Here is a 26,653-nt window from a genome sequence, read left to right as displayed (position 1 = left end):
AGAATGTTCCGGCTTTTATTTCTTTGCAACGAAATTATAATTACCACTTCCCACCTCAAAAACAGCGTAGCCTTCTTCCATGCCTTTAAAATTGACGCTGGCAGAATTTTCGGTTTTTTCACCGCCTTCGGTCACTGCCTCTTTTTCACTCGCAGGAATATAGACGGTTGCAGTGCTTCCTACAGGAACGGTAACGTCCATTTGAAAGTCATTTGGTTGGTTTTTCCAGGTAATTCCAGCTTGCCCATATATGGTTTTGTTGGAATAAGTGACAAAGTCAAGCTCATCAACAGGCTGTGGTCTGAAGATGATGTGCTTATAGCCAGGGTTGGTAATATCGGTTTGCATACCCGCCAGGTTCTTGTAAAGCCATACAAGGCCACCGCCAAACATCGGGTGGTTGAATGAACCATCTTCGCTCCAGTGCTCCCGGGTGGTGGTAGAGCCCAGCTCCAGCCAATGCCCAAAGCTGGGTTCGTCAGTTTTGTTCAATGCCTCATAGGCCAGGTCATTGAGCCCATTGCTGGCCAACACCTCAAAGAAGAATCTTGTGCCGAAAATGCCTATGTCGAGATGTCCGTTATCCGCTTTTATGTCTGCTATCAGGGCAGCTTTCACCTGGTCGTATTGCCCGGGTGGCACGCCCATTCTCAGGGCCAGGATATTGCCGCCACCCTTGCCATAGCTTCCAGTTTCAGGGTTGTAGAATTTTTTCATAAAAGCGTGACGGGTCGTTTCCGCCAATGATTCATAGGCTTCGGCTTCTCCCTTTTTACCCAATATCCGGGCGGTTTTCGACGCAATTTCAACACAGTGCCAGAAGTAGAAAGTGTGTACCATGTCATCAGGTATTAACTCACCCGGCGATACCCATTCGCCCAGGTTGAACCACTTGAGGATTTCGCCAGAGCCATTTCTCCGTTGGGAGAACATGATGCCGTCCTCATCTACCCACGTTTGCATGTAGCGGATATAGCCTTGCATACCATCATAGTTGTCTTCCAGCATATCCAGCGCTCCATATTGCGTGTAAAACTCCCATGGCATGATGCAGATAGCTGCCCCCCAGGCCACACCACCGCCGCAACCTGGCTGCCAGGGAGCACCGTTGGGTACGTAGCCCGTTTCTACGTTTTGAGCTTCATACATGTCTTGTATCCACTTGTAGTAGAAGTTCTTTGTGTCGAAGTTGTGCATGACCATGGAGCAGGCTACCTGGCCATCGCCGGTGTATCCAGAACGCTCCCGGTGCGGGCAGTCGCTGGCAATGCCGCCGTGCATATTGTCAGTTTGACTGCGACGCCAGATCTTGTTGATGTCATTGAATAGCTGATTGGAGGTTTCAAAAACCGCTGATTCTTCCACGTAGGTATTGACTGCTTCCGCTGTGAGATGTTCTTTTTTTAACTCTCCCGGCCAGTTTTTTATTTCGATGCCGCTAAACACAAACCAGTTGAACCTGGGTGCATAGGAGGTGGGGCCTTTTCCGTTAAAAATGTAGGTATTGTCGCCAGAGTAGAGGTTGCCATTGAATGAGATGTCGATCTGATGGCCTTCCGGCCCTTCTACATTATTGAATCGCACCCAGCCTGATATTTCGACCCCAAAGTCGACTTTGTAGTTGCCGTTGTCCAGCTTCTCTATGGAAACGGGCTCCAGTCTTTCGGTAACTTTATCAGGGTAAGCAGTGTGTGCCACCAGCTCACCCTCAGGCGCTTTTCTCTTTGCCACAGGCTCCCAGGAAGACTGGTCAAAGTCGGCAGTACTCCAGCCTGGTTGTTCTTTCCTGGCATCATATACTTCTCCGTAATACACCATATCCATGAGAATAGGGCTTTGTGAGGCTTTCCAGCTCTCATCACTAACGATCACATCCTCTGTTCCGTCTGTGTAGGTAATATGTACCTGCCCCAGGAAACGGGTCGAGCCGTAGCCCTCCGTCCAGAACTTAGCAGGGTTGTAAAAGCCGTTGCCCAATATGCTGCCGATAGCATTTTTGCCCTGCTTTAAGTGCTCTTTGACATCATAGGCCAGATACATCACTTTGTACCGTCTAAAATCGTCCTGCACGTTGATATAAGAAGTATTCAGTCCGGGGCGCTTGCCGTAGTTGGTCTGGTTAGGCACCAGCACATCGTCGCCTACTTTTTTACCATTGGCATAGAATTCAAAGTAACCCAGGCCAGTCACATAGGCCACGGCCTTGTCAATCTCTTTTGTGATTTCAAACTCTTTGCGAAGCATGGGGGCAGGGCCAGCAAATTCCTTTGGTCTTCCATCAGGTCCTCCGCCAGGTTTTGGCAGCGCCTCTTCGCCCTGCCAGGGTGCGCCAATCCATTGCGCTTTCCAGTCGGATGCCTCCAGCAAACCCATTCTCCATTTACCTGGCTCGCTCCAGTCCGAAGGGTTGCCGTTTTTGTCCCATACCCGCACCTGCCACCAGCATTCGGTCCTGCTGGTGAGTGTCTTGCCCTGGTATTCGACCCGATCCGATTGCTCAGAATCAACTTTCTTGCTGTCCCAAAGGTCTGGCTTTTCAAGGCCTTCCTGGCTGCTTGCCACCCGTACTTGCCATGCGGTTTGCCTTTGCCCTCTTTCGTTGCCGATGGAAGTGTTGATCCAGGCTAGCCGGGGGTGGGCCACGTCAACTACTGAGGGGTTTTCGAGGTACTCGCAGGTGAGGTCGACTGGAGATATTTTACCAGGTTCGTTGCCATTCGTAGTGCAGCTCGCCAGAATAGCCAGCGAAAGTAGGAGTAGTAGTCTCATAGGTATCGGTTAAGCATTGATGCCAAGGTAAATATGTGAATAGGCAAAGTCATTTCCATACTGTGGTGTCCTGTTAGTCGATCGTTTTGCTTCCCCACCAGTCGGCATTGGGCGACCAGCCGGGAGTAAGCATGTCTTTTCTCTGCTGCTCCAGCCTTGGCCAGAGATTGTTTACAATGTCTTCGTGTCGCTGTAACGCCTTAGCAGGGTCGTATTCCGGGTCGGGCACTGGAATTTTAGCATTGACTTCTTTCAACCAACCCAGCAACTGTTTACTAAGTTTTTCTTTTGTCTCAATTTCCTGTGAAGCCACGTTGTTTCTTTCAGCCTCATCATTTTTCAGGTTGTAGAGCTCCTCTCTGCCATCCTCCCAGTAGTGGATGAGCTTCCAATTGCCCAGCCGGATTACAGAAGACGGTTCGCCGCCCTGGTTGCCGTAGTGTGGGTAGTGCCAGTACAGCGGCCGCTCAGCAATTGATTTTCCTTCCAGCAGTGGCACAAGGCTCACGCCGTCAATGTGCTCGCTGGGCTTCAGCGGTATTTTCGCCAGCTCCAACAGGGTGGGGTAGAAGTCGGTATTGATAACAGGTACATTGCTTTTGGCTCCGTTGCTGTTCAGCCAGGGCACTTTGATGAAAAAGGGTTCTCTCGTTCCGCCTTCCCATTGGTAGCCTTTGCCACCCCGCAGCGGAAGATTGGAAGTTGAGAAATTGTCGCCGGAGGAAACACCGCCGTTGTCGGAGGTGAACACTATGATCGTATTTTCGTCCAGGCCAAGTGCTTTGAGTTTGTCGAGCACAATACCGACGGCCTCATCCATGGTTTCGACGAGTCCGGCGTACACCGGATTATCCTGCGTTACCCGAATAGGAAGCACGCTTTCCATTTCGAAGCCATTTTCGACAAGCCCCATTTGTTCCGCTTTGGTGCGGTATTTTGTCCACTTTTCTTCGTTCGTTTGAATGGGGCCATGCACGGCATAAAATGACAGAAAGGCAAAGAAGGTGGAGTCTTTGTGGCTTTCAATGAAACTGGCTGTTTCCTGTGCCAGGCGGATGGACAGGTTCTCGCCTTTAGGGCCATCCGAAATCTTCGGGTTTTCGTATGGCGAGAAGTAGCCACCCATCGGGCTTCCTTTGTCCCAACCCGCCACATTGATATCGAAGCCATGGTTTTCGGGATAAGATCCCCTGTCGCCCAGGTGCCATTTGCCTGCAAAGAAGGTTTTGTACCCGTTTTCTTTCAGAGTTTCCGGCAACGTTACGTATTCATGAGGGAGGTAGTGTGTGTAGTCGGCAGGCAACAGTTTGTCGAACCTGTTCAGCGACCTCCAGTCTTCGCCATATTTGGCTCCAATCCAGTCGGTGATACCATGGCGTGCTGTAAACCGACCCGAAATGATGCTGGCTCTTGACGGACTACACACCCGGCTGGCTGCGTATCCCTGAGTAAACATCATGCCCTCAGCAGCAATCTTGTCGATATTGGGCGTTTCGTAGAATTGGCTGCCCGTGGAGCTTAGGTCTTTGTGTCCAAGGTCATCGACGAGAATGAATAATATATTGGGTTTCCTTGCAGCTTTTTGCTCGCAGCCAATACACAGGATACAAAGCAAAAAGAAGGCGGTCAAATATTGGCTCATCTTATTTTGATATGGGATTGCCCTGCTCGTCAAAATTCTTCTTCAGATGCGCCTCAACAGCCGGAATAGTGGCCAGCAGAAGGACAACCAAAACGCCGCTGGACCAACCGACGTAGGCGGCGAAGCCTATGCCTGTGGCGTAGAAAATGCCCTGAGCCAGGCAAGTGGCAAAACCAACTCCCACCATCAGGTTGGCGCTTAGTTTGTTAGCTGCGTGCCAAGCGGCGTCTGATTTCATCGACCGTGTGGTGCGGTAGCCGTACAGGTAATTGATGCTCTTAGGAGGGAATGCTTTGAAAAGGAAAGCGATAACAAGAAAGAAGGGTCCAAGAATAAAATGCATCCAAAACAGATTCTCCATAGGTAGTGTTTTGCTAGTCAGTTTACAAAATTCCCTATAGACAAACCAACATTTCCGAAGGTTTAGAAGTAGGTTGGCCGCTGAATTTTATCAGCGATCATTTCCATATGGTAGAGGTCGAAACCTTTGGCCCAAAAGTCCTTTTCCACCCTGTGAACATTGAAGCCAAACTTGGCATAGAACTGATAGGACTGTTGTGACGTCCACACTTCCAGTCGTTTTACATGTTTTTTGCTTCTGATTTCGTCGAGTGAATGGTTGATCAGCTTGCGGCCCCAGCCTTTGCCTTGCACTTCCGGTCGGAAGAAGTCCCACGACAGCCGACCGACGCCAGGTAGTGGATAATGATGGCCGCCGGCGCCAATTATTTCTCCTTTGACTTCAATTACGTAATAACTGTCACCGTGCTCTTTCAGGTAGTCAGTTAAATCAGCTTCTTCTTCACTGGCAAAAAACTGAGGTATATTCAGCCTGAACACTTCCATTACTTTGGCGTAGTCGTCGGGTAAGTAGTTTCTTATCATCTAAAAAAAGTCTGCTGCTTATGTTTAAACAATCGACTCCCATTGTCCCATTAATATACTGTAATATGGGAAATAAAAAACATCATTGTATGTGTTTTCTTGACACACAACGGCTTTGCCTAAATCAGCTTGTTTCCTCTGAGGAAGTCCATAGCAGCCTTCATGTCATTGAAGAGTTTGTCGGCATGTTGCAGCCGGGGGTGTTCCCGCACGTCGTGTTGTACGGCAAAACAGGTGAGGCCGGCGTTTTTGGCTGACAGCGCACCGTTTGGCGTGTCTTCAAACACGAGGTAGTCTGCCTTGGGAAAACCGAGGAAGTCGACACACTTCTGGTAGCTTTCCGGGTGGGGCTTGCTGACTTTTACGTCGTCTCTGGTTACGGTGATTTTGAAATACTTCGCCAAATCCATTCGCTCCATCAGCAGGTCGACGTCGGGCCGGGGGCTGCCTGTGGCGAGGGCCATTGGGTAGCCTTTGTCGAAAAAGAAGTCCAGTGTTTCTCTGGCATGAGGCATCATTTTGAAGGTGCCGGTTTTCATCCGCTCCAGAGCCAGGTTTTCTCTCTTCTCCAGTAACGCCTGCTGGGATATAGATAAATTGTGTTTTTCGACCAGCATTTGTGCATTGACGGGAGTGGGTACGCCGGCAAATACGTCGAGGTATTCTTCATAGCTGACGATGATATTGTACTCAGAAAGAATTTCATTCCAGATATGGAAGTGAAAGGTTTCGGTGTCGAGAAGTGTGCCGTCGAAATCGAAAATAATGGCTTTGTATGTGGGCATTAAAGTTTTGTTGGTTGAATAGTGGCAAGGTAAAAAGAAATGTCAGTCTGAGCTTGTCGAAGCATATTTGCAACAACCCGTCTTCGACAGGCTCAGACTGACATTTGATCTGAATTTACGTTATTCTTTAAAAGGCGAGAAGTTGATTGCGCCAGCCTTTTCCTTATAGGCCTTCCATTCGGTGTTAAAGAAAGCATCAACGTTGGCTACACCCTCATCCGTTGCCTTTTCTGCATGGGCAATTGCCCATTCCTGATTGGTGTTGAGACTGTTGTAGGGATTGCCCACCTGGTACATGGCCATGAACAGACGACTGGAAGCTACAGTGGGGTCATCGTAAATACCCTGCACATCCTCTTTCGACTTCAGCCGCTCTTTTAGTTCAGTGATCTTCTTCTCCAGTTCGGCCCCTTGCTTCTTGAGTGCCTCCTTGCCTTCGATGGGGCTGTCTTCCATCGCAGCATTCACTTTGGCGATGGTGGCTTTGGCATCGTTGAGTTTATCCACCGCAGCTGTTGCCTTTTCCATGATGGCATTGACACGATCAAAGCGCTGGCTCATTTGTACCGCAGCCGACTGGTTGAATGTAAACCGTGGGTCGGCTTTTACCTCAACTTTCGTTGTAGCTTCTTTACCTGCATAAGTATACTTTACTGTGTAGGTGCCCGGCAATACGCTAAAGCCACTTGGCTCGGCGGCGCCTGCTTTAGGCTTGGCACTCTCAGGGCTGCGAACGCCTTTTTTATCAAGACCCCAAATGATACGCTGCAGACCGGGCTTTTCCACCACCTGAAACAGGTTGCGGATGACGGTGCCGCTGGCATCTGATATTTGCAGTCTCGCAGTGTCCGACTTGATGGTGGTGTCCTGCTTCGAGGTCGCTTTTACAGAGTAGGAAAGCAGCGCTCCGGGTTCCCTGTCGTCACCTCTGAAAATAGCATCGCCGTGGAAACGGGTGCCTGCCGCTTCTTTGTAGGCAAAAAGGTAGGCGTCAGGCGCAGGGTAAGCATAGAGCGGCTGCGCAATGACCTGAGCGCCCTTGCTGGCCATTTCTCTCAATGGTCTGATGTCGTCCATTACCCAAAGTGCCCGCCCGAAAGTACCAATTACAAGGTCATGCTCCCTCGGGTGAATCTTCAGGTCGTAAGTAGATACTGTTGGGTAATCGTTCGTCCATTTGGTGAAGTTTTGACCGGCGTCGATAGAAACGTAAAGACCGAATTCGGTACCTACGAATATGAGCTTTGGTTCGACGGGATCCTGCACCATGGAAAGCACATACCCATATACCTTCTGCTCGCTGACCAGATTGACCCATGTTTTACCGAAGTCTTTGGTTTGGTAGACCATCGGTGCCCAGTTGCCCCGGCGGTAGTCGTTCACTACTACAAAGGCCTCACCGGCATTGTAGGTGGAAGCATTGATTTGCGGTATCCAGGCACCTTTTGGCATGCCTTTGATGTTGGCGGACAGATTGATCCACGTTTTGCCGCCATCTCTGGTTAGCTGCACATTGCCGTCATCGGTGCCAGCCCAGATGATGTTTTTGTCCAGTGGACTTGGAGCAATGGCAAGAATGGTGCAGTGATTTTCGGCACCAGTAGCATCAAAAGTAAGCCCGCCAGTTTCCAATTTGGTCTTTTCAGGGTCGTTGGTGGTGAGATCGCTGGAGATCAAGCTCCAGTTTTGTCCCCTGTCGGAGCTTTTGTGAATAAACTGGCTACCGTAGTAAATCGTGTTGGCGTCAAACGGATCCTGGGCAATGCCAGCATTCCAGTTGAAGCGAAGAAACACGTTGTCGGGGTGGTTGGGTTTGATGAACTGGCTGAAGCCGGTTTCAAAGTCGAGGTAAGAAAGGAAACCGCCCTGCGACATGCCATAGCCATAGCGCAGATCGCCTGGAACAGGCACCACGTCAAAACCATCACCAAAGGCAATTTCATCCCAATAACCATTGCGGATGCCGCCGTTGTGCAGCGACTGGCTCGGGCCTCTCCAGCTACCGTTGTCCTGCATGCCGCCCATTACATTGTAGGGCGTTGCCATGTCCACATTTACGTGGTAGAACTGGCCAACTGGCAGGTTTTCTACAAAGCGCCAGGTTTTGCCTCTGTCACGGGAGATGTAGGCACCGCCATCGTTGCCATCCAGCATCAAAGAGGCGTCGGTAGGCAGCACATAAAACATGTGGTGATCCACGTGCACCTTGTCGCCACCAGCCAGTGTCTCGAAGGTCTTACCACCGTCGATACTCACTTTTACTATGCCGTAGACGTTGTACAATGTGTTCTCGTTCCTGGGATCTACACGAAGATCCCAGTAGTAAAATGGCCTGTCGCCTACATCCTGGTCTTGCACTTTGCTCCATTTTTTGCCGCCATCTACCGACTTGTAAAGGGCGTTTTTCTTGGTTTCAACAAGTGCGTAAACCACGTCAGGGTTGGACGGAGCAATAGCGATAGCGGTTTTTCCTATTTCACATTCAGGTAAGCCATCGTCGGAGGTTCTCCTTGCCCAGTTTTCACCGCCATCGACCGACACGTAGATGCCTGATCCTTCGCCGCCCGACTTGAAGAACCAAGGCCAGCGGCGGTATTCCCACATACCTGCGATCAACTTGTTGGGGTTGGTAGGATCAATTGTCAGATCGGCGATGCCTGTGCGGTTATTGACAAACAACACTTTTTTCCATGTTTTGCCGCCGTCGGTGGTTTTGAACACACCTCTGTCGGGGCTATCGGCCCAGGCGTTGCCTTGCGCACCTACCCACACCGTGTTGGGGTCGTCAGGATGCACGAAAATGCGGTGGATCGTACGGGTATTTTCCAGCCCCATGTGCTGCCAGGTTTGGCCGGCGTCGAGACTGCGGTACACGCCATTGCCCATGCTTTGGCTGTTGCGGGGGTTGCCCTCGCCGGTTCCCACCCAAATGATATCGGGCGATTTCTGATAGATGGCAATGGAGCCAATGGACGCTGCCTTTTCTTTTTCGAAGATGGGTTTCCAACTGGTGCCGCCGCCAGTCGACTTCCAAAGGCCGCCCGATGCCGTGCCCAGGTAGATGATGTCGGGGTTGCTTTGCACCACGTCGGCGGCTGTAACCCGGCCGCTCATGCCTGCCGGGCCAATATTACGTGGTTTGATGCCTTTGAGTAGCTCCATGTCGAGCACCTGGCCCATAGAAAGGAAGCTCGTGAAAAGGAGCAAGAAAGCCATGCTCCACAGTCTGTTGGGTAAATGTTGCATTGTTCAGATTAGTTTTTTTGGGAAGCTACACAGCCGGTTAATTATATCAAACACATATGTAACCAGTGAAATGAATTATCCTGCAAACAGGGGGATAGAGATGACATATGCTTTTTTGAAATTGAAGTTGGACGTTTTGAGGTATGCTACTACACCATTGAAGATAGCCCTGACTGTGGTATGATCCGGCATTGAGACTGTGTGTCTCGCCGCTTTGTGCGTTGCCGGGATTCGCCATCAGGCTTAACTATTTCTACTATTAAACTAAAGACACTGTGGAAGCCACTCCAAGACCTGCCTGTCGTGCGTTTTTTGCCGCACTTTTTTTGACCGTGCATGCCTGTACTCCAGAATTGGAAGCCGATCAGCCACCGATGCCGGATGACTATAAGGATGTTTCTCTGCGATCAGAAGCTTATATGACAGCCATGCCAGAGCTTGTTGGCCAGGTAGTTGATGCTGCGGTGAAGTGGGCCGTTGACGGGCCGAAACAGGAGGAGCCGTGGTTAAAGGGCGCTATGGTAGCCCACGACAAAAAACACCAAATTATCAGTGTTGATTTTGGAAATGGAGGTGCCTGGGCGGGGGATGTGTGGCGGAGTGGGTTACTGCTGATCACCTACACAGACCTGCGACTGGTTGATGAAGCGACGTACCGTATTTCTTTTGTTAATTTCAAAATAGATCATGTATTAGTAGAAGGCGATTTCTCATTCACCTATAGATCAAAGGGAGCGCTAACGGAAAGAAAATATGAAGTGAGGTGGGGGCAGGGAAGGTTTACCTGGCCTGATGGCACCTACGCCACCCGTCAATTGAACCAAATAAGAACCATTCGCCTTGCACACCTCCCAATGCACAACGAATACAGCTGGGAAGGCGTAGCCTCCGGCGTCAACCGACATGGTTATGAATATTCCAGTATAGTAACCGAGAAGTTGAGCTTCAGGCGAACCTGCCTGGTGGTAGGCAAAGTTTTTCCTTCGTACGGAAAGGTCGAGAGTACCATGAAAGGAGTCAGCTTTATTGTTGACTACGGTGAAGGAGAATGTGATAACGATGTGAGATCCACGATAAATGGAGAGATTTCGACAATGCGGGTCAGTAGTAATTTTTAATCTATTTCAATATTTTTTAGAATTTTTTCAATCCCACATTAAACCTTTTCCACCCGACCTCATCAAAGCAGCAAACAAACTTCTATTAGATATGAATTTGCTAAAGAGATTGATGATGATGACAATGGTGGGAGGAACTATGGTGTGGTTGGCTTCCTGCAACAACGAAGAGGATGGTTTGAATGATGATGCTATTGCGTCGGCTTTCGAAGATGTCGCAGTAGACACTGAAGCATCGATGGATGTTGCTTTTGAGGATGTAGACAATGTGGTGGAAGCAGGTATTAGCTATGACGAGGCATCCGGAGGAAGAATTATGCGTGATGCTTTGATCGAATGTGCCGTGGTAACCCACGATCATGAGAATAACACCGTGACGATTGACTACGGAGATGGATGTGAGGGTGATGGCCGAACCAGGCGAGGAAAAATTATTGTCACCTACAGTGACGAAAGATGGTTTAAACCAGGTGCTTCACGCAGTGTGACATTCGAAGATTTTTATATCGACAGTGTAAAAGTGGAAGGAGTTCGTACCATTACGAATATCACAGCAGATGAGTCAAGCGCTCCTCAATTCAGAACTGAGGTGGTAGGTGGAAAGCTTTCATGGAACGACGGCACCTTTGCAACTCGTGATTCTGAGCACACCCGCACCTGGTCGAGGGCAGAGAACCCTGCTCAGGACGAATCGTTTGTGGAGGGATCCGCTGAAGGAGTCAACAGAGACGGTGAGAATTATAGCAGCACCATCACCGAGCGCCTTGTCTTCAAAAGACGCTGTGGAGCCCAGGGCTATTTCTTCCCGGTATCTGGAGTGATTGAAACTGTGGCGCCCAGTGCAACTATTGTCATCGACTATGGCGATGGCGAGTGCGATAACCTGGCAGAGGTAACCATCAACGGTGAAACTCAGATAATAGAGTTGGATGTAAAGGCGAGAAAACATGTTGTAAGAAGAAGGTTGAGGGGATAAGTTTGAAGCTGCGAAGACAAAAAGGGGCTTGCTTTTGATAGCGGCCCCATTATTTTTTTAGTGAAAAAAGTAAATCCAATCGAATAGCGGCGGCCTTGGGTTAACTAGCCAATCGTTTACCTATTGATCTGTCATTTGAATAAAATCGTTGTAATTCGTGATGAGCTCATTTAGCGGTTGTGGATGCTGCTTTTTCAAAAGCGATGCGGGTTTGATAGGCGCCACAGCGAGGAAGTTCCAAACCTTTTTCATTTCAAGCTCGGTGTTTTCGGTAAGATCCTCATAGAATATAGTCACGTATCTTTTTCCGGTGAGGTGATCCTGAATTTGGGAATCTGTTTCCCCCATCTTTGCTACGTATTCAGCAAATTCAGATGGGGAGAGCTTCAATGGGCTGCCGTTTAAACTGGTTCTCACTGCCGACCACTCTCCCGTGTTTTCGGCAATTTTCAGCGAAACCCATTGCCTCAATTTATTCCTTCGTCTCAACCATATAATCTTCACGCTTTCATTTTTACTGTGTTGACTCAACATTTCTTTTACTGGCAGCCTACTACTTGAGTCATAAAAAGCTTTGAATCCAACTGCTTTAATAAATTTTGGGTAAGCTTTCCAGCGTTTTGCCGGCAAATCTCCATTCTGTGGTTCGCCGAGCGAAAGGACATTGAGGTGATAGTTTAAAAAAGTATGAAGAAGTGTCGAGCCGGTTCTGGGGGTAGTAAGTATGATGAATTTGGTGTATGTAAGATGCTTGCTTGCCAGGGGAATGTGAATGGCGAGTCGCTTAACGTTTATTTTGAAAAGCGTTTTCAAATACAGGGGGAAGTCTGATGCCGGAATCAAAAATATTACTCGTTTAATTTAAAGCATTCTTTTCTTCAAAAAAGTCAGAACCGTGTAGTTAGATACATTTTGTTTCAGCACTTTCCAAACTTGTGGAGCCGCTTTCATCCGAAGTAAACAATACGTTCTCAGAAAGGTCAATTTGCATGTTCGACTTGGTTCGTCCGTTTATGCAAATTTCCCGGGCGTGATTCTGAATGCCAGGTTGTGACTCAGACTACTTGAGTAAGGAGGTCAAACTAACCTTGTAGGTGTGCATTGGTTTCATTTGGATAAGTTTTCGATATATAAACTACAATCAAGGTAAAAATAATTTGACGCTTGTTTGAAGTATAAATTATAATAACTACGTTTAAGGTAAATATTAGAAACTATGGGAAAATATCAACTGGGCGAGTTTGAAGAAGTAGTCCTTTTGACGGTTGCTGTGCTGTACGGAGAAGCTTACGGGATAGCCATCATAGAAGAGATGGAAAAAAGGCTCAACAGGAAGGTAAGCATCGGTTCATTGCAAACCGTGCTTAGACGGTTGGAGAAGAAAGGTTTTCTGTCTTCAGAGTTTGGAGAGGCCACACAGGTAAGAGGGGGGAAGCGCAAAAGGTATTTCACTGTAACGCAATATGGACAAAAGGCGATGGAAGAGTTGAAAGAACAACGACTGGGGCTGTGGAATGCGATACCTGAGGTGGCGTTTAAATGATGCATAATCGGGATTTAAAAGAACGCATTTTTACCTCAGCCCTAGAGGGGGAATGCGTTCTTTTAAATCCAAAATCATCTATGAATTTTCAACCTCCGCTCCCTTTGGGCAGGGGTTAACGGAGGTTGAAACTTTGAAGCAAGTCTGGTTCATGAAAGAATTATCGCTGAAAATATTGTCTTCTGTAAAAAGTACCATTTTACCCCAACCCTGAAGGGAGCTGGCCCTTTTCCAGAAATGACGATTGTTTAAAAGAGAACGCAAATGGGTGATAGCGGAAATATGTTTTACAATGCTTCTTCGACGATTTTTAAAAATGCAAAGAAGCTTCGTGCTAATCAGACTTTAGCGGAAAAGTTGCTATGGGAAGAGCTTCGTGCCAACAAGCTGTTGGGACTTCGATTTAAAAGGCAGCATCCTATCGGCACTTTCGTTGCCGACTTTTATTCCCACCCCGTGAGGCTAGTAATTGAAATTGGCGGAGGGTATCATGACTTGGCTGAACAGATGGAATACGACGCTGGACGGACAGAAGAAATTGAGCAATTTGAAGTCAATGTTATTCGATCTACTAATGCAGAAGTTGAAGGTAATATTAAGTCAGTGATCGAACAGATAAAGACTATTTGCATTGAAAGACAAGTAAGATGAGTAACCACCATCCACCCAAACTCCCTCTCCGTTTTTTCCGCTGGTTCTGCCATCCGGATTACCGGGAGGATATTGAAGGTGATTTGGTGGAGCGGTTTAAAGGTAAAGCGAAAGAAAGAGGAGCAAAAAGAGCCAGTTGGTTTTTTGCCGTTGAGGTGCTGAAGCTTTTCAGGCCTTCGCTCATGAAGAATTTTATAGGTCAAACTCAATTAAACAATTACGGTATGTTCAGGAATTATTTCAAAATCGCCTGGCGGAATATGATCAGGCAAAAAATGTATTCTGCTATCAAAGTGGGTGGGCTGTCCATTGGTATTGCAGCCTGTTTACTCATAGCCGTTTTTATCCACTATGAACTCAGCTACGACCAGCAGTACCCAGACAAAAACAGGATTTACAGGGTAATCGCCGAGTACAATGTAAGCTTTGGTTCCGGGCATTTTTTTAGCTCTTATTTTCAGCATCCATTTGCCAGAACGATCCAGGAAGAATTCCCGGAAATTGAAAAAGCAGGAAGGGTGAATCAATCATCTCTTTTTGGTGCAGGAGGTAATCAAATCAGACCTGCTGGCGCCAAGCAAAACACTTACGAAGAGCACGTTGCTTACTTTGATCAGCAATTGCTGGAGATACTGCAACCAAAAATGGTGGAGGGTTCCGTTACATCTGCGCTAGCCGAGCCCAATTCTATTGTGCTTTCGGCAACCAAAGCAAAACAGTTCTTTCCTGATGGAAACGCTGTGGGGCAGACGATGATTTTCAATGAGCGAGCAGACAATCCTTATATCGTGGGCGGAGTGATGGAAGACTTTCCGCAGAACAGCTCCATGGAGTTTGATATTCTGATCTCGTTGACTGACAAAGAGTTTTGGAAGGGAGAAAGAACCAGCTGGCTCAACACCAATTACCCTACTTATATCAAAGTAAAACCTGGTGCTGACATTAAGGCACTGGAATCCAAACTAAGTCTGATCACAGAAAAGTTTCACGCACAGGCCCTTGCCGATGGCGGGTATGCCACTAGGGAAGAAATCATCAACGGCCTTACTTACCACCTGCAACCCATCACAGATATTCACCTCAACAAAGGACAGCTTGGCGAGGACGCATTCTTTGAAAGTGGCATTGGACAGGTAAGGCTGTTTGGCCTTATTGCTGTCTTTATTCTATTGCTGGCATGTGTTAATTTCGTCAATTTGTCAACTGCCAAATCGGCTAACAGGGCCAAGGAAATTGGGCTTCGGAAAACACTTGGTTCTTCAAAGGCCCATCTGGTTCAGCAGTTCTTAATCGAATCTACTCTTTTCAGTCTCCTGGCCTTTGTGGCAGGCACTTTGCTGGCATGGCTTTCCCTGCCTTATTTGGGGGAGCTTTCTGGCAAGAACTTGACATTTCCGGCAACAGCCTGGTGGCTTTTCCCGGCACTCTTGCTATCCGCTGGTTTTATAGGCGTTTTGGCGGGCATTTACCCCTCTTTATACCTTTCCAGGTTTCGCCCGGTCGCCGTATTGAAAGGAGGAGTTAGCAAAGGGGCTAAGAACGCATTGTTGCGAAATGTACTGGTGGTCTTCCAGTTTACCACGGCCATCGCCATTATCACAGGCACAGTTGTCATCAACTCTCAAATGGATTATATCCTTACCAAGCCGCTAGGTTTTGACAAGGAGCAGGTAATTCTCCTTCAGGGAACAAACACGCTAGGGGACAAAACCCAGGCCTTAAAAAATGAATTAATAGCGCTTTCAGTGGTTGAGAATGTGTCGGTGAGTGACTACCTGCCAGTTTATGGGCCCGATTCTAAAAGAAATGGTGACATGGTAAAGGTGGTAGGGAGAGGAGACGACCAGGGAGTTTCCATTCAGGACTGGCAGGTGGATGAGGACTACCTGGGGACGATGGGGATGAAGCTTACCAGAGGCAGAGACTTCGCTGACGCCAAGGGAAGTAACCAGAACAAAGCGATCATCAATGAAACCCTCGTGAGGAAACTCGGGCTCGATGACCCTATTGGCCAGAAGATAAATAATGGGAACGAGTACGAAATAATAGGCGTGGTAGAAGACTTCCACTTCGACACTTTCGCAGAGGAGATTCAGGGTGTCATCCTGCACCAGGGGCAGGACAATTACTCGGTCATTTCTGTCAAAGCTAATACGGATGATGTGGCCACTCTTTTGGCATCAATCGAAACGGTTTGGAACAAATTTGCACCAGGCCAGCCTATGCGCTACGACTTTATGGACGCTCGCTTCGATAGAATGTATGAGGGAGTGGCGCAATATGGAGACATATTGAACTGCTTCTCAGTACTCGCTCTGGTAGTGGCATGCCTTGGCCTGTTTGGGTTGTCGGCCTTCATGGCGGAGCAGCGTAGCAAGGAGATCAGTATCAGAAAAGTGCTTGGGGCATCAGTCAGTAGGATATTTAAAATGTTGACTGGCAATTTCCTGAAGCTGGTGCTGATATCATTTGTGCTGGCGGTGCCCATTGCCTGGTACTTTATGCAATCGTGGCTGGACAGCTTCAGCTACAGGATCGACATGTCGTGGTGGTACTTTGGACTTGCTGGCGTAGCTGTGACTGTGGTGGCACTGATAACCGTAAGCAGCCAGGCGCTGAAAGTGGCTCATTCAAATCCAGTGGACTCGCTACGGAATGAATAAATCTACCCAACCCCCAAAACTCCCCCTTCTCTTCTTCCGCTGGTTCTGCCATCCGGATTACCGGGAGGATATTGAGGGGGATCTGACTGAACGGTTCGAGATGAGGGTGGAGGAGAAAGGAGCATTTGCTGCCAAAGCCCTTTTTTGGCTGGAGGTTTTGAAATTATTGAGGCCGGACATTGTACGGCCATTTGAAGGCGCAAAACGATTGGATCATTACGGCATGCTAAAAAACCACATCAAGATCACACTGAGGTACCTGAAAAGCCATAAGGCATTTACCTTCATTAATTTGGTCGGGCTAACGACTGGTATTTTGGTCTGTTTTTTTGCCCTGCTGTTTGTGGAGTTTGAATTGAGTTACGACAAATACCACGAAAATAGTGAGCACATCTACAGGCTCGTTACTGATGTGCAAACGCCGAACGGAGCCAGACTCGAAAGCTCAGCACCGCCGATGGCACCTGCTGTAACTGCTAATTTTCCAGCGGTGACGGACTATGCCAGGGTGTTTCTGGATTACATGATTGTGCAGTCTGATCCAGAGACTTTCATGCGGGAAGACCTGGCTTATGCTGATGCTTCTGTTTTCTCTGTATTCACACTGCCACTGGTAGCCAGTAATTCGGCAACGGTACTGGATGCACCTTACGACGCTGTGCTTTCGGAAACTGCCGCCGTCAAGTACTTCGGCACCACCGACTGCCTGGGCAAGCAGCTTACCCTCGATGGAAGCACGAATGTGTATGTGGTGGGTGTTATGAAAGACATGCCTTACAATTCCCATTTCAGGACAGATATATTTCTTTCTATGAAGTTGCTGACAGAGGTTTGGAATCCTGGCATCAAGAGCAATTGGCATGCCTTTGGTACCTACACCTACCTGCTCCTTCAAAACAAGCCGAACATTGCCAGCCTCAACAAAGAGCTCACCAGCTTTGTCGCCCAGCATGTCGATGCTGAAAAGGGAAGTTATAGCATTTCCATTGAGCCCCTGACTGAACTCTACCTGCATGCCGAGGCACGTGGTTTCAGGACAGGCTCGTCCGTCACAGGAAGCATCAATAATGTTTATATTTTGGCAATAGTGGCGCTGCTGGTATTGTCTATCGCAGGATTCAATTTTGTGAACCTGTCAACGGCACTTTCGCTCAACCGGGCCAAAGAAATCAGCGTCCGAAAGGTGCTTGGCGCAGCCAAACGGCAATTGCTATTTCAGTTTCTGGCAGACGCTGTGTTTCTTTCTCTTGTGGCTTTCACACTTGCCCTGGCGATGTTTGTGCTGTTTTCCCCTTTCTTCAACCAACTGGTGGGCAAGCCTATCAGCACCAACATATTTAACCACCTCGGCTTTGTTGGCAGCCTGCTCGCCTTGACAATGGGCGTGGGCCTTCTAGCAGGTATTTACCCCGCATTTTTTCTGTCCGGGTTCGACCCGGTCAGCGGACTGAAGGGAAAAGTGAAGTCCGGTAGCCACGGTCACTCGATCAGAAAGTCACTGGTGGTTGCTCAGTTTTTCTTTTCTGTCATGCTGATAGCATCCACACTGGGCGTTTACCGGCAGCTTCACTTTATGCAAAACAAAGACCTTGGCTATTCGAAAGACCAGAAGCTGGTGCTTGATTTCTATTTTGACGAGAACATCAGGGACAATGAGAAAACAGTCAAGCAAGAGCTGCTAGCCGTGCCGGGTGTTACGGCCGTCAGCATGTCTTCCTGTGTGCCTGGCAATATTGACCGCCGGTACAACCTGCTCATTCCCGGAGCCGATGGTAACATCACCAGCTATGTCTCCGATTTTTATCGTGTCGACTTTGATTTTATCAATCAGTATAAAATGGAAATAGTGGCAGGCAGGGGCTTTCAGGAAGAGCTACAGTCGGACATAACTGGTGCGGTAATTCTCAATGAAACTGCTGCCAGAACGCTGGGTTATTCTAGTCCGGCCGAGGTAGTAGGAAAGTCATTCGAGCAACAAAACCGGTATAAGGGCACAGTGATTGGTGTAGTAAAGGACTTTCATTTCAAATCATTGAAAGAAAAGATAACACCTTTGGCCCTGCAGATTGACCCTTCCCGATACACCCTGCTTACCCTGGATGTATCAGGCAACAATATGCACGATGTCGTGGACCGGCTGGAGGACAAGTGGGTAGATTTTGGTCCCAAGCGGCCTTTCAGCTATTATTTCGCCGACCAGGCCTATCAGGCCCAGTACCAGGCAGAGGATCATTTTGGTAAACTTGTGCTGATTTTTGCGTCCATTGCCTTGATGCTGTCAGTACTTGGGTTGCTCGGTTTGTCGGCGCTTGATACTCAACAGAGAGCCAAAGAAATAGGCATCAGAAAAATTCTGGGCGCTTCACCTTCCAGCTTGCTGGGGCTTTTGTCGAAGGATTTTCTCCTTCTGGTGCTGGTGGCTTCGGCGCTGGCGGTACCAGTCTCATTCTTTGGGCTGAGTAGCTGGCTGGAAGGCTTTGCCTACCGGATCGATGTGGCCTGGTGGCTCTTCGCTATTGCTACCTCTGTAGTGGTTATTTTATCTGTTGTGATCATTGCCAGCCAGGTGGTGAAAGCGGCACTTGCGAACCCTATCCATGCGCTGAGAGATGAATAAGCACCACCCACCAAAACTCCCCCTCCGTTTCTTCCGCTGGTTCTGCCACCCGGATTACCGGGAGGATATTGAAGGGGATTTGGGGGAGCGATTTGAGAAGAGGGTGGAGGAGAAAGGAAAAAGGAAAGCCAGGTGGCTTTTTGTGTGGGATGTCTTGCAATTATTAAAACCTACGCTCATGAAACCAATATCAGGAATGCGGCAGATTTACGACGGAATGTTTTCTAACCATTTGAAACTCGCCTTCAGAGGCATGAAAAAGAACAAAGCTTTCTCAACGCTGAGCGTGCTGGGGCTAGGACTGGGGCTCGCCTGCACTGTTGGTATTTTTCTTTGGGTGGCCAATGAGTTGAGCTTTGACAGGTTTCATACCAAAGCCGACAGGATATTCCAGGTCGAACTTATTCTTCGGCAATATGAGAAAAGCGTAGTAACGCCCGGACCACTGGGCGAAGCATTAAAACAGGAATATCCGGAAGTAGTGAACGCCTCCCGATATACTTTCCGCAGCGAGCCGGAAGCTATTAAAACAGGAGAGAAACAAATCAATGGGAGAGGAGCAAAAACAGACGCTGCTTTTTTTAGCATGTTTGATTTCCCATTTGCATATGGTAATAGCTCAGGGTTTTCTGGCAATTCTGTGATTTTGACTCAAGCTCTGGCCGACAAATTATTCGACGGTGCTGAGGCCATCGGAGAGTTGGTGACGGTTGGAAACTCCGATACCTACCAGGTATCAGCGGTCTTAGCCGATCTGCCACAAAATTCATCCTTTCAATTCGATTTTATCCTTCCGTTTGAGCAAGTCGCCAGTCAGGATGAGAGCAGGGCCTGGGGTGCCTGGTTTTGTGCCACTTTTATTGAGCTGGATGGCCAAGCCACTGCATCGTCCCTGCTTTCGAAATCAAACGGGCTCAAAACGCTCTACGACAAGATCGAAAAGCCGCATTGGTCCAGTGAGCTGATCGCACTGCCCGACATCTACTTTCACGACAGGATGACTCCCTTTTTCCCCAGGAGCGGCGACATTCGGTATGTTTGGATATTTTCTATTGCAGGGCTGCTCATCTTTACTCTCACCTGCGTGAACTACATAAGTCTCACCACCTCCCGGTTTATCTCGCAGTTTCGGCAGGCAGGGTTAGAAAGAATACTCGGCGCCAATCCATGGCACACCATGCACAGGTATTTTGTCGAGGGACTTTTGAACATGATCCTTGGGAGCGTTGCGGCCATTATTTTACTGAGCCTGTTGGGAAGCTATTTTGGCATACCAATCTCAATTGTGGGATCCGTCATTAGCCACCAGGAAGTAGTCGCACTCATGGTGGCATTTATTGTAACCCTGCTTCTTATCATCTCGATTGTTCCTGCCTTGCTAATCAACTCGTCGAAGCCACTGGCAATGATCAAGAAAAAAGGGAGCGAGAGCTCAGGCGGATTTTCAGCGAGAAAATCGCTGGTGGTGTTTCAATTCTGCGTTAGCATTGCCATGGTCACCGGCACACTGATCTTCCAAAACCAGCTGACTTTTATTCGTGAAAGGGATCCTGGCTACACCAAGGAAGACCTGGTGGCTGTAAAAATAGACGATGAGGCCAGAGACAATGTTGAAGCCTTGAAAAATGTATTGGATCAGTCCCCCGACATAACCGCTATGTCTCGTTCGACATTTGAATATATCTATTTTGATATGCAGATAGGCGACTGGGAGGGAAAAGAGGTGGAAGGCACCCTAACCGTCAGACCAATGAATGCTGACAGTGAGTTTGTTGAAACATTTGGGATAGCAATGGCCGAAGGCAGGTTTTATGAAAAGGGCTATGCCGATGAGCAGTCGGTAGTGATCAATCAGGAGGCGGTAGAAAAAATGGGACTGACTTCGCCAATTGGTAAAACTGTGAAATTGCCCAGAGGTCAGGAACTGAAGATCATAGGTGTAGTGAAGAACTTCAATTACTGGGGCCTCACCAAAGCCATTGAGCCTCTGTTCATCTTCAACGGAAACTCCGGAGACCTGTATATCAGACTGACCGGTAACGATAATGCCCGGGCTTTGGCTTTCATCGAAGCATCTTTTGAGCGGGTGAATCCAGCCAGTTTGTTCAACTACGAGTTTTTAACTGATCGGTACGCTGCGCAACATGCCGCTCATGCCAGGACGGGGGAGGTTTTTGCCAGCTTTGGAGTAATTGCCCTGGTGATGTCGTGTTTTGGTCTGCTGGCCATCATCACATTTACGATTGAGCGGAAGACGAAGGAAATTGGTATCAGAAAAGTGCATGGTGCGGCACCCCGGCACATTGTCGGTTTGCTGATGAAAGACCTCGCCGTTTACGTATCTGTTGCCTTCCTGGTGGCTGCTCCGCTGACCTGGCTGGGCATGGACCAGTGGCTCCAGATCTTTTCGTACAGGATTACCCTTTCTGTTTGGCAGCTCCTGCCCGGAGGTGTTCTGGTGGCCTTGATAGCGGCGCTTGCTATTACTTATCAGGCGGTGGTAGCCGCACTGAGGAACCCTATTCATGCTTTGAGAGATGAATAGACCCATTACTCCACCGAAATTTCCCCTCCGTTTCTTCCGCTGGTTCTGCCACCCGGAGTATCGGGAGGATATTGAGGGGGATTTGGTAGAAAGGTTTGAGAAGAGGGTGGAGGAGCGAGGGAAAACCAAAGCAAATTGGATTTTCACATTAGAGGTACTCAGGCTGTGCAGGCCAGGTATTTTCAGGCCATTCAAGCCGATTAACAAATTAAGTAAACAAGCTATGCTCTATCATTACTCGAAAGTCACCTACCGGAATTTTCTACGTAACAAGGCTTTTTCGGCCATTAACATATCAGGGCTTGTCATTGGCATGGTGGCGGCTTTGATACTCGCCAAATATGTGGGCTTTTCCCTCAGGTATGATCAATTTCATCAACACAAGGATAACATAGCAGAGATTGATCAGGCAGAAACAAAAGATGGCGTTGCAACCAGCTATCAACACAGCACCTATTGGGAAACGGCGGCAAAAGTAAAAGAACAATACCCTGAGGTGCGGATGGCGAGCCTCTACAGCAGAGACGTTGAGAAACAGGTAACTGTGGTGGATGAAAGCGGATCACTGGTGAAGTTTAATGAGCGAAATATGTTCTCGGCCGACCCCGATTTCACCCAAATGTTCTCTTTTCAATTTATTGAAGGAGATTCCACAACCGCTTTATCTCAACCCAATTCCGTTGTGATTACCAGATCGGTTGCGAAAAAATATTTTGGCGATGCGAAGGCATTCGGAAAGGCAATGAAGACGACCACAGCCTGGGGTGCGGAGAATACGCTACATGTTACCGGAGTTGTTGAAGAGGTGCCTGTCTATTCCAGGTTCAGGTTTGATTTTCTGAAATCTACCATCGGTTTCAGCAATTATGATCAATGGGGTTTTGCAAATTATCCGACTTATCTTCTCCTCACTGAGGAGGCCAATACAGCAGTGTTGGCGTCCAAAATAGCAACGGACATAAACGATGTGGAACAAATAAAGGCCGATGGAAGGGAGGTTGAACTCGCATTGATTCCTTTGAGTGACGTTCGACTTTCCGAAATGGAAATCATGCTGTTGCTGGTAGGTGTTTTTATTCTTTTGATCACCTGGATCAATTTTATTAACCTCACAAGCGCCCAATCTATGAGTCGGCACAAAGAAACGGGTATTAGAAAGGTGCTGGGTTCTGAGAAACGTGAGATTGTTCGCAAGTTTATTTTTGAGGGCATGACCATCAACTTGCTGGCATTGGCCGCTGCCGTGCTAATCGTTTGGCTGCTCTATCCATTCATTGAGACTTATACTAATGGGAAACTGTTGCCCCTTTTCGGTGACCCTACGCCGATGAACTGGTTGTTCCTTTTATTATTCCTTTTGGGAGCGTTGGTCGCCTCTTCCTATCCGGCACTTATTTTATCCAGCCTTGAGCCGATACGGTCTATCAAAGGACGGGTGATTGATAACACAAAGGGCGCTGGCTTTCGGAAAGTACTGGTCGTGCTACAATTCAGTATTTCGATTATTCTTATCACTGGAATATTTGTGATTTCAGACCAGATGCGTTTCCTGAAAAATCAACCGCTGGGAATCACCCTTGACCAAACCTTGATTGTGAAGTCGGCGAAAGACGGAGCGGATGACAAAGTGAAAAGACATCAGTCATTCAAGGAAGGTGTAGCTAACCTTTCTTTTACCCGTGGTGTGACGTCTTCCACACAAGTGCCAGGAGGAGGCAATGGGCAGGATATCTACTTCAACATAGAAGGAAAGAACATCACTGTTAGTGCTAACCTCATTGGCGTTGACGCCAGCTATATGGCTTACTACGGGGCAAAAATCATCGCCGGGGAAGACTTTTCAAAAGACAAGTTTTGGGCCAGCAGGCGAAGTATACTTATCAACCGGTCAACGGCCCTGGCGATGGGATGCTCGAGTCCTGAGGAGGCTATCGGACAAACGATCATTATACCCGAAAACGAAGACAGGACATTCAAAGTACTCGGTGTAGTGGAAGACTTTCATCAAAATTCACTCAAGGAGAAGATTCAGCCCATGACCTTCGAATTCAACCCGTTCCGGGGGCATGCGTCCATTAAAATCGACTCTGGCTCCTATTCCAATTATAAGGAATTAGCGGCGTGCCTGGCTCAAATAGAGCGCATTTGGGACGAGGTGCACCCCGACCAGGTGTTCGAATACTATTTTCTGGACGAACAATTCAATAGCAACTATCAAGAGGATATTAGGTTCAGCCAGCTATTTAGCGTTTTTACCGGTATCTCCGTTTTCGTAGCCTCCCTCGGGCTTTTCGGTATGTCTATGTTCGTTGCGAGGAAAAAGAAAAGAGAAGTGGGCATCAGAAAGGTATTTGGCGCATCTGTGGCCAGCATTGTCAACCTCTTTTGCAGGGGCTATGTAGGGCAGCTTTCCGTTGCTGTGCTAATAGGATCGCCTGTGGCCTATCTGCTGATGCACAAGTGGCTTGAAGGTTATATTTTGAGAACGTCGGTCAGTCTCACTGCTATCGTAGCACCTGTCGCCCTGTTATTGGTCATCTCTTTTGTAAGTATCAGTACGCAGGTAATGAAGGCGGCCACCGCCAATCCAATCAATGCTTTGAGAGATGAATAAGCACCATCCACCCAAACTGCCCCTCCGCTTCTTCCGCTGGTTCTGCCATCCGGATTACCAGGAGGATATTGAAGGTGATTTGTTTGAGCGATTTGACGACAGGTGCTTAGAGAAAGGTCAATCAAAAGCCAAATGGCTCTTTACACTTGACGTAATCAAACTTTTCAGGCCAACAATTATTAAACCCATTGGAGGGAGTTATCGCATGAATCAGTTCGGGATGTTCAAAAACTATGTGAAGGTTGGCTGGCGCAGTATGCTGCGTCAAAAGCTCTACGCAGCCATTAATGTTGGCGGATTGGCACTTAGCCTCACCGCCTTTATTCTAATTTTTTTGTATGTCAGGCACGAGCTGTCGTTTGACAGGTTTTATCCTGACTCAAAAAGAATATACCGGACTTATCAACAACAAACATTCAACCCTTTTATGGGTAGCGATTACTTTGCCGTAATGCCAGCTGGGTTCGCTGAAACACTCATGAGTGATTTTCCGGAGGTGGAAGCGGCTACTTCGCTACAGGCACCAACCCGAATTATCACAATGGGAGAGGTTAGCTACCTGGAAAAGGGAATCTCTGCGGATCCTCAATTTTTTAAGGTGTTTGACTTCAACTTTTTAAGAGGTGATGCGGAGAGCGCACTCTTGACTCCAGAAAGCATAGTGCTGACCGAGTCGCTGGCCCAAAAGCTTTTTGGAACCGATGATGTGATGGGAACGTCGTTAACTTTGGATGGCCGAAAGGTTCAGGTGACCGCCATTATTCAGGATCCGCCTCTCAACTCCACGTTACAGTTTACGCATGTTTGGAGCCTTGAGGCAGATCAGTACTATCTGGACGATAAAGCAAAGGAAAAGTGGGAGGGAAATGCATTTTACTCTTTTCTGAAGGTGAAAGAAGGTGCCGATGCTGTTGGACTGCAGGCAAAGATGCCGGAGCTTCTGAAACAACGATGGGCCTACGACGACTACCCGACTTACTTGATCCAGCCAATCACGGAATGGCATTTGCAAACGGCGGTCAACTTCGATCTTGGCCCCAGAGGAAACCCTGCGCAGCTGGCACTTTTTTCAATGATAGCTGCATTGATCCTGATACTTGCGTGCGTCAACTATATGAACCTGGCCATTGCCCGATCTATTGGCAGAGCAAAGGAAGTGGGGTTGCGGAAGGTAATTGGCGCTCACAAATGGCAGCTGGTGATGCAATTCCTTGGTGAGTCTGTATTTGTCACTTTCGTTGCATTGGCAGTGGCCGCACTATTGCTACCGGCCTCTTTGCCATACTTCGGGCAGATGGTCGACAGGACGCTGGTGTTCAACATGGGTGACTTTATTATACTAGCCCCCGGTTTGTTGCTGTTGGTTATCATTGTAGGTATACTATCCGGCAGTTACCCAGCCTTATTTATGTCGTCGCTTGTGCCAGTAAAGGTGCTGAAAGGGAAAATGAATGCGTCTGATTCTGGAATTCGTCTGCAAAAAGGTTTGATCATTGGGCAGTATGCTATTTCTGTTGCCATGATTATCTGTAGCTTTGTGGCTTATGCTCAGTTCAAGTTCATTAGCGAAAAGGAACTTGGATTTGAAAAAGAGCATGTTTTTACAATCCGGTCTTATGATGGTAATGTAAGAGACAGCTTTGAGGCCATAAAAGCAGAATGGCTGGCAAACCCGAAAGTGGTGGCCGTCACTATTTCTCAAAACCTTCCTACTAATGTAGAGCAGAGTAACGTGGTTAGCCTGAAGGAGGAAGGGAAAGAGACTGATTATGACCATACCATTTATCAGCTGAGAACCGACGAAAACTACCTCGAAGTATTCGGCATGGAGCTGATTGCAGGAAGGACGTTGTCACCTGAGTATGCACTTGATCAATCCTCCAAAAATATTGTTGTGAACGAAGCGGCCTGCCGGGAGTTTGGGTGGTCTGTCGACGAAGCGGTGGGAAAGACCTTTACGTCTGGCTGGGAGGGTGACAAGACCATTGTGGGTGTGATCAAAGATTTTCATATGCATTCGATGCACATGACGATTGCGCCACTACTGGTAGAACTGAGGGAGAATTTCCGCTACATTTCTGTAAAGGTTAAGCCAGGAGACCTTCCTGCAACCGTGGTTTCTCTGGAGGAAACATTTCGTAAATACTCTTCACTTCCCTTCGACTACGAATTCCTGGACGATAATTTTGATAAACTTTATAAGGCAGATATTCGACAGGGCGAAATATTTGGCTTTTTTACCGTTATAGCGCTTTTGATAGCCTGCCTCGGACTGTTTGGCCTCGCAGCCTTCAGCACACAGCAACGTGCCAAAGAAGTGGGTATTCGAAAGGTGCTGGGCGCTTCTGTCGGCCACATTGTTGCTTTGTTCGCTTCAAGGTTTATCAAAATGGTTGCTATCGGCTACCTCATCGCTCTGCCCGTAGGCTGGTGGTTGGTGGATCAATGGTTGCAAGAATTTGCTTACAGGGTGGCAGTGCAGTGGTGGATGCTTGCACTTCCTGGCTTGGCGGCGGTTATAGTGGCGTTTTTGACGATCAGCTCGCAATCAACGAGAGCAGCGCTGGCCAATCCCGTGGATAGCCTGAGGAATGAGTAG

At 48.1% G+C, this 26,653-nt stretch carries 16 protein-coding genes and 1 pseudogene; 10 read left to right on the top strand and 7 right to left on the bottom strand.

Going from position 1 to position 26,653, the window contains the following annotated elements:
• Positions 1-15 precede the first annotated feature (15 nt).
• From RT717_RS15650 to RT717_RS15625, 6 genes are all read right to left on the bottom strand, one after another.
• The gene (locus RT717_RS15650; RefSeq protein ID WP_317487325.1) at positions 16-2,769 is read right to left on the bottom strand and encodes a family 78 glycoside hydrolase catalytic domain; all 2,754 of its coding nucleotides are present in this window, start codon (positions 2,767-2,769) and stop codon (positions 16-18) included.
• 73 nt (positions 2,770-2,842) lie between these two features.
• Positions 2,843-4,411: a sulfatase gene (locus RT717_RS15645; RefSeq protein ID WP_317487324.1), complete on the bottom strand. Its 1,569-nt coding sequence runs from the start codon at positions 4,409-4,411 to the stop codon at positions 2,843-2,845.
• Position 4,412: 1 nt separating this feature from the next.
• Positions 4,413-4,772, bottom strand: coding sequence for an SdpI family protein (locus RT717_RS15640; RefSeq protein ID WP_317487323.1), 360 nt, complete (start codon positions 4,770-4,772; stop codon positions 4,413-4,415).
• Positions 4,773-4,834: 62 nt separating this feature from the next.
• Positions 4,835-5,296, bottom strand: a complete 462-nt coding sequence (locus RT717_RS15635; protein ID WP_317487322.1) for a GNAT family N-acetyltransferase — start codon at positions 5,294-5,296, stop codon at positions 4,835-4,837.
• 119 nt (positions 5,297-5,415) lie between these two features.
• Entirely contained in the window at positions 5,416-6,081 is a 666-nt protein-coding gene (locus tag RT717_RS15630; protein ID WP_317487321.1) for an HAD family hydrolase, read from the bottom strand.
• Between the two features lie 120 nt (positions 6,082-6,201).
• Entirely contained in the window at positions 6,202-9,327 is a 3,126-nt protein-coding gene (locus RT717_RS15625; RefSeq protein ID WP_317487320.1) for a WD40/YVTN/BNR-like repeat-containing protein, read from the bottom strand.
• Positions 9,328-9,602: 275 nt separating this feature from the next.
• Here RT717_RS15625 and RT717_RS15620 point away from each other — a divergent pair, with 275 nt between their 5' ends.
• Positions 9,603-10,445, top strand: a complete 843-nt coding sequence (locus RT717_RS15620; protein WP_317487319.1) for a hypothetical protein — start codon at positions 9,603-9,605, stop codon at positions 10,443-10,445.
• A gap of 91 nt (positions 10,446-10,536) precedes the next feature.
• Positions 10,537-11,421 carry a hypothetical protein gene (locus RT717_RS15615; RefSeq protein WP_317487318.1) on the top strand — a complete coding sequence of 295 codons (885 nt, stop codon included), beginning with the start codon at positions 10,537-10,539 and terminating at the stop codon, positions 11,419-11,421.
• Between the two features lie 120 nt (positions 11,422-11,541).
• Here the strand turns inward: RT717_RS15615 and RT717_RS15610 are convergent, their stop codons facing one another.
• Complete coding sequence (locus RT717_RS15610) at positions 11,542-12,234, bottom strand: sulfotransferase domain-containing protein (protein WP_317492364.1); 693 nt, start codon at positions 12,232-12,234, stop codon at positions 11,542-11,544.
• Between the two features lie 403 nt (positions 12,235-12,637).
• Between RT717_RS15610 and RT717_RS15605 the strand changes: the two genes are divergently transcribed.
• From RT717_RS15605 to RT717_RS15575, 8 genes and pseudogenes are all read left to right on the top strand, one after another.
• Positions 12,638-12,964, top strand: a complete 327-nt coding sequence (locus tag RT717_RS15605) for a PadR family transcriptional regulator (protein WP_317487317.1) — start codon at positions 12,638-12,640, stop codon at positions 12,962-12,964.
• Between the two features lie 264 nt (positions 12,965-13,228).
• Positions 13,229-13,615 carry an endonuclease domain-containing protein gene (locus tag RT717_RS15600; RefSeq protein ID WP_317487316.1) on the top strand — a complete coding sequence of 129 codons (387 nt, stop codon included), beginning with the start codon at positions 13,229-13,231 and terminating at the stop codon, positions 13,613-13,615.
• Entirely contained in the window at positions 13,612-16,278 is a 2,667-nt protein-coding gene (locus RT717_RS15595; protein WP_317487315.1) for an ABC transporter permease, read from the top strand. Before RT717_RS15600 ends, RT717_RS15595 begins: the two co-directional genes overlap by 4 nt.
• Positions 16,271-18,895: an ABC transporter permease gene (locus tag RT717_RS15590; protein WP_317487314.1), complete on the top strand. Its 2,625-nt coding sequence runs from the start codon at positions 16,271-16,273 to the stop codon at positions 18,893-18,895. Before RT717_RS15595 ends, RT717_RS15590 begins: the two co-directional genes overlap by 8 nt.
• Positions 18,888-19,067: pseudogene (locus tag RT717_RS28515) on the top strand (permease prefix domain 2-containing transporter); the annotation flags it as partial. The gene RT717_RS15590 and the pseudogene RT717_RS28515, both read left to right, overlap by 8 nt.
• A 6-nt stretch (positions 19,068-19,073) precedes the next feature.
• On the top strand, positions 19,074-21,440 hold the full coding sequence (locus tag RT717_RS15585) for an ABC transporter permease (protein WP_317487313.1): 2,367 nt from the start codon (positions 19,074-19,076) through the stop codon (positions 21,438-21,440).
• The gene (locus tag RT717_RS15580) at positions 21,433-24,054 is read left to right on the top strand and encodes an ABC transporter permease (RefSeq protein WP_317487312.1); all 2,622 of its coding nucleotides are present in this window, start codon (positions 21,433-21,435) and stop codon (positions 24,052-24,054) included. The genes RT717_RS15585 and RT717_RS15580 overlap by 8 nt, the downstream gene beginning before the upstream one ends.
• Positions 24,047-26,653 (top strand): ABC transporter permease, encoded by a 2,607-nt coding sequence (locus RT717_RS15575; protein WP_317487311.1) that lies wholly within the window; start codon positions 24,047-24,049, stop codon positions 26,651-26,653. The genes RT717_RS15580 and RT717_RS15575 overlap by 8 nt, the downstream gene beginning before the upstream one ends.

The organism is Imperialibacter roseus (genome assembly GCF_032999765.1).
Lineage (GTDB): Bacteria > Bacteroidota > Bacteroidia > Cytophagales > Cyclobacteriaceae > Imperialibacter > Imperialibacter roseus.
The sequence above is the reverse complement of the archived record's forward strand: the minus strand, read 5'-3'. Positions and strand labels throughout refer to the sequence as shown.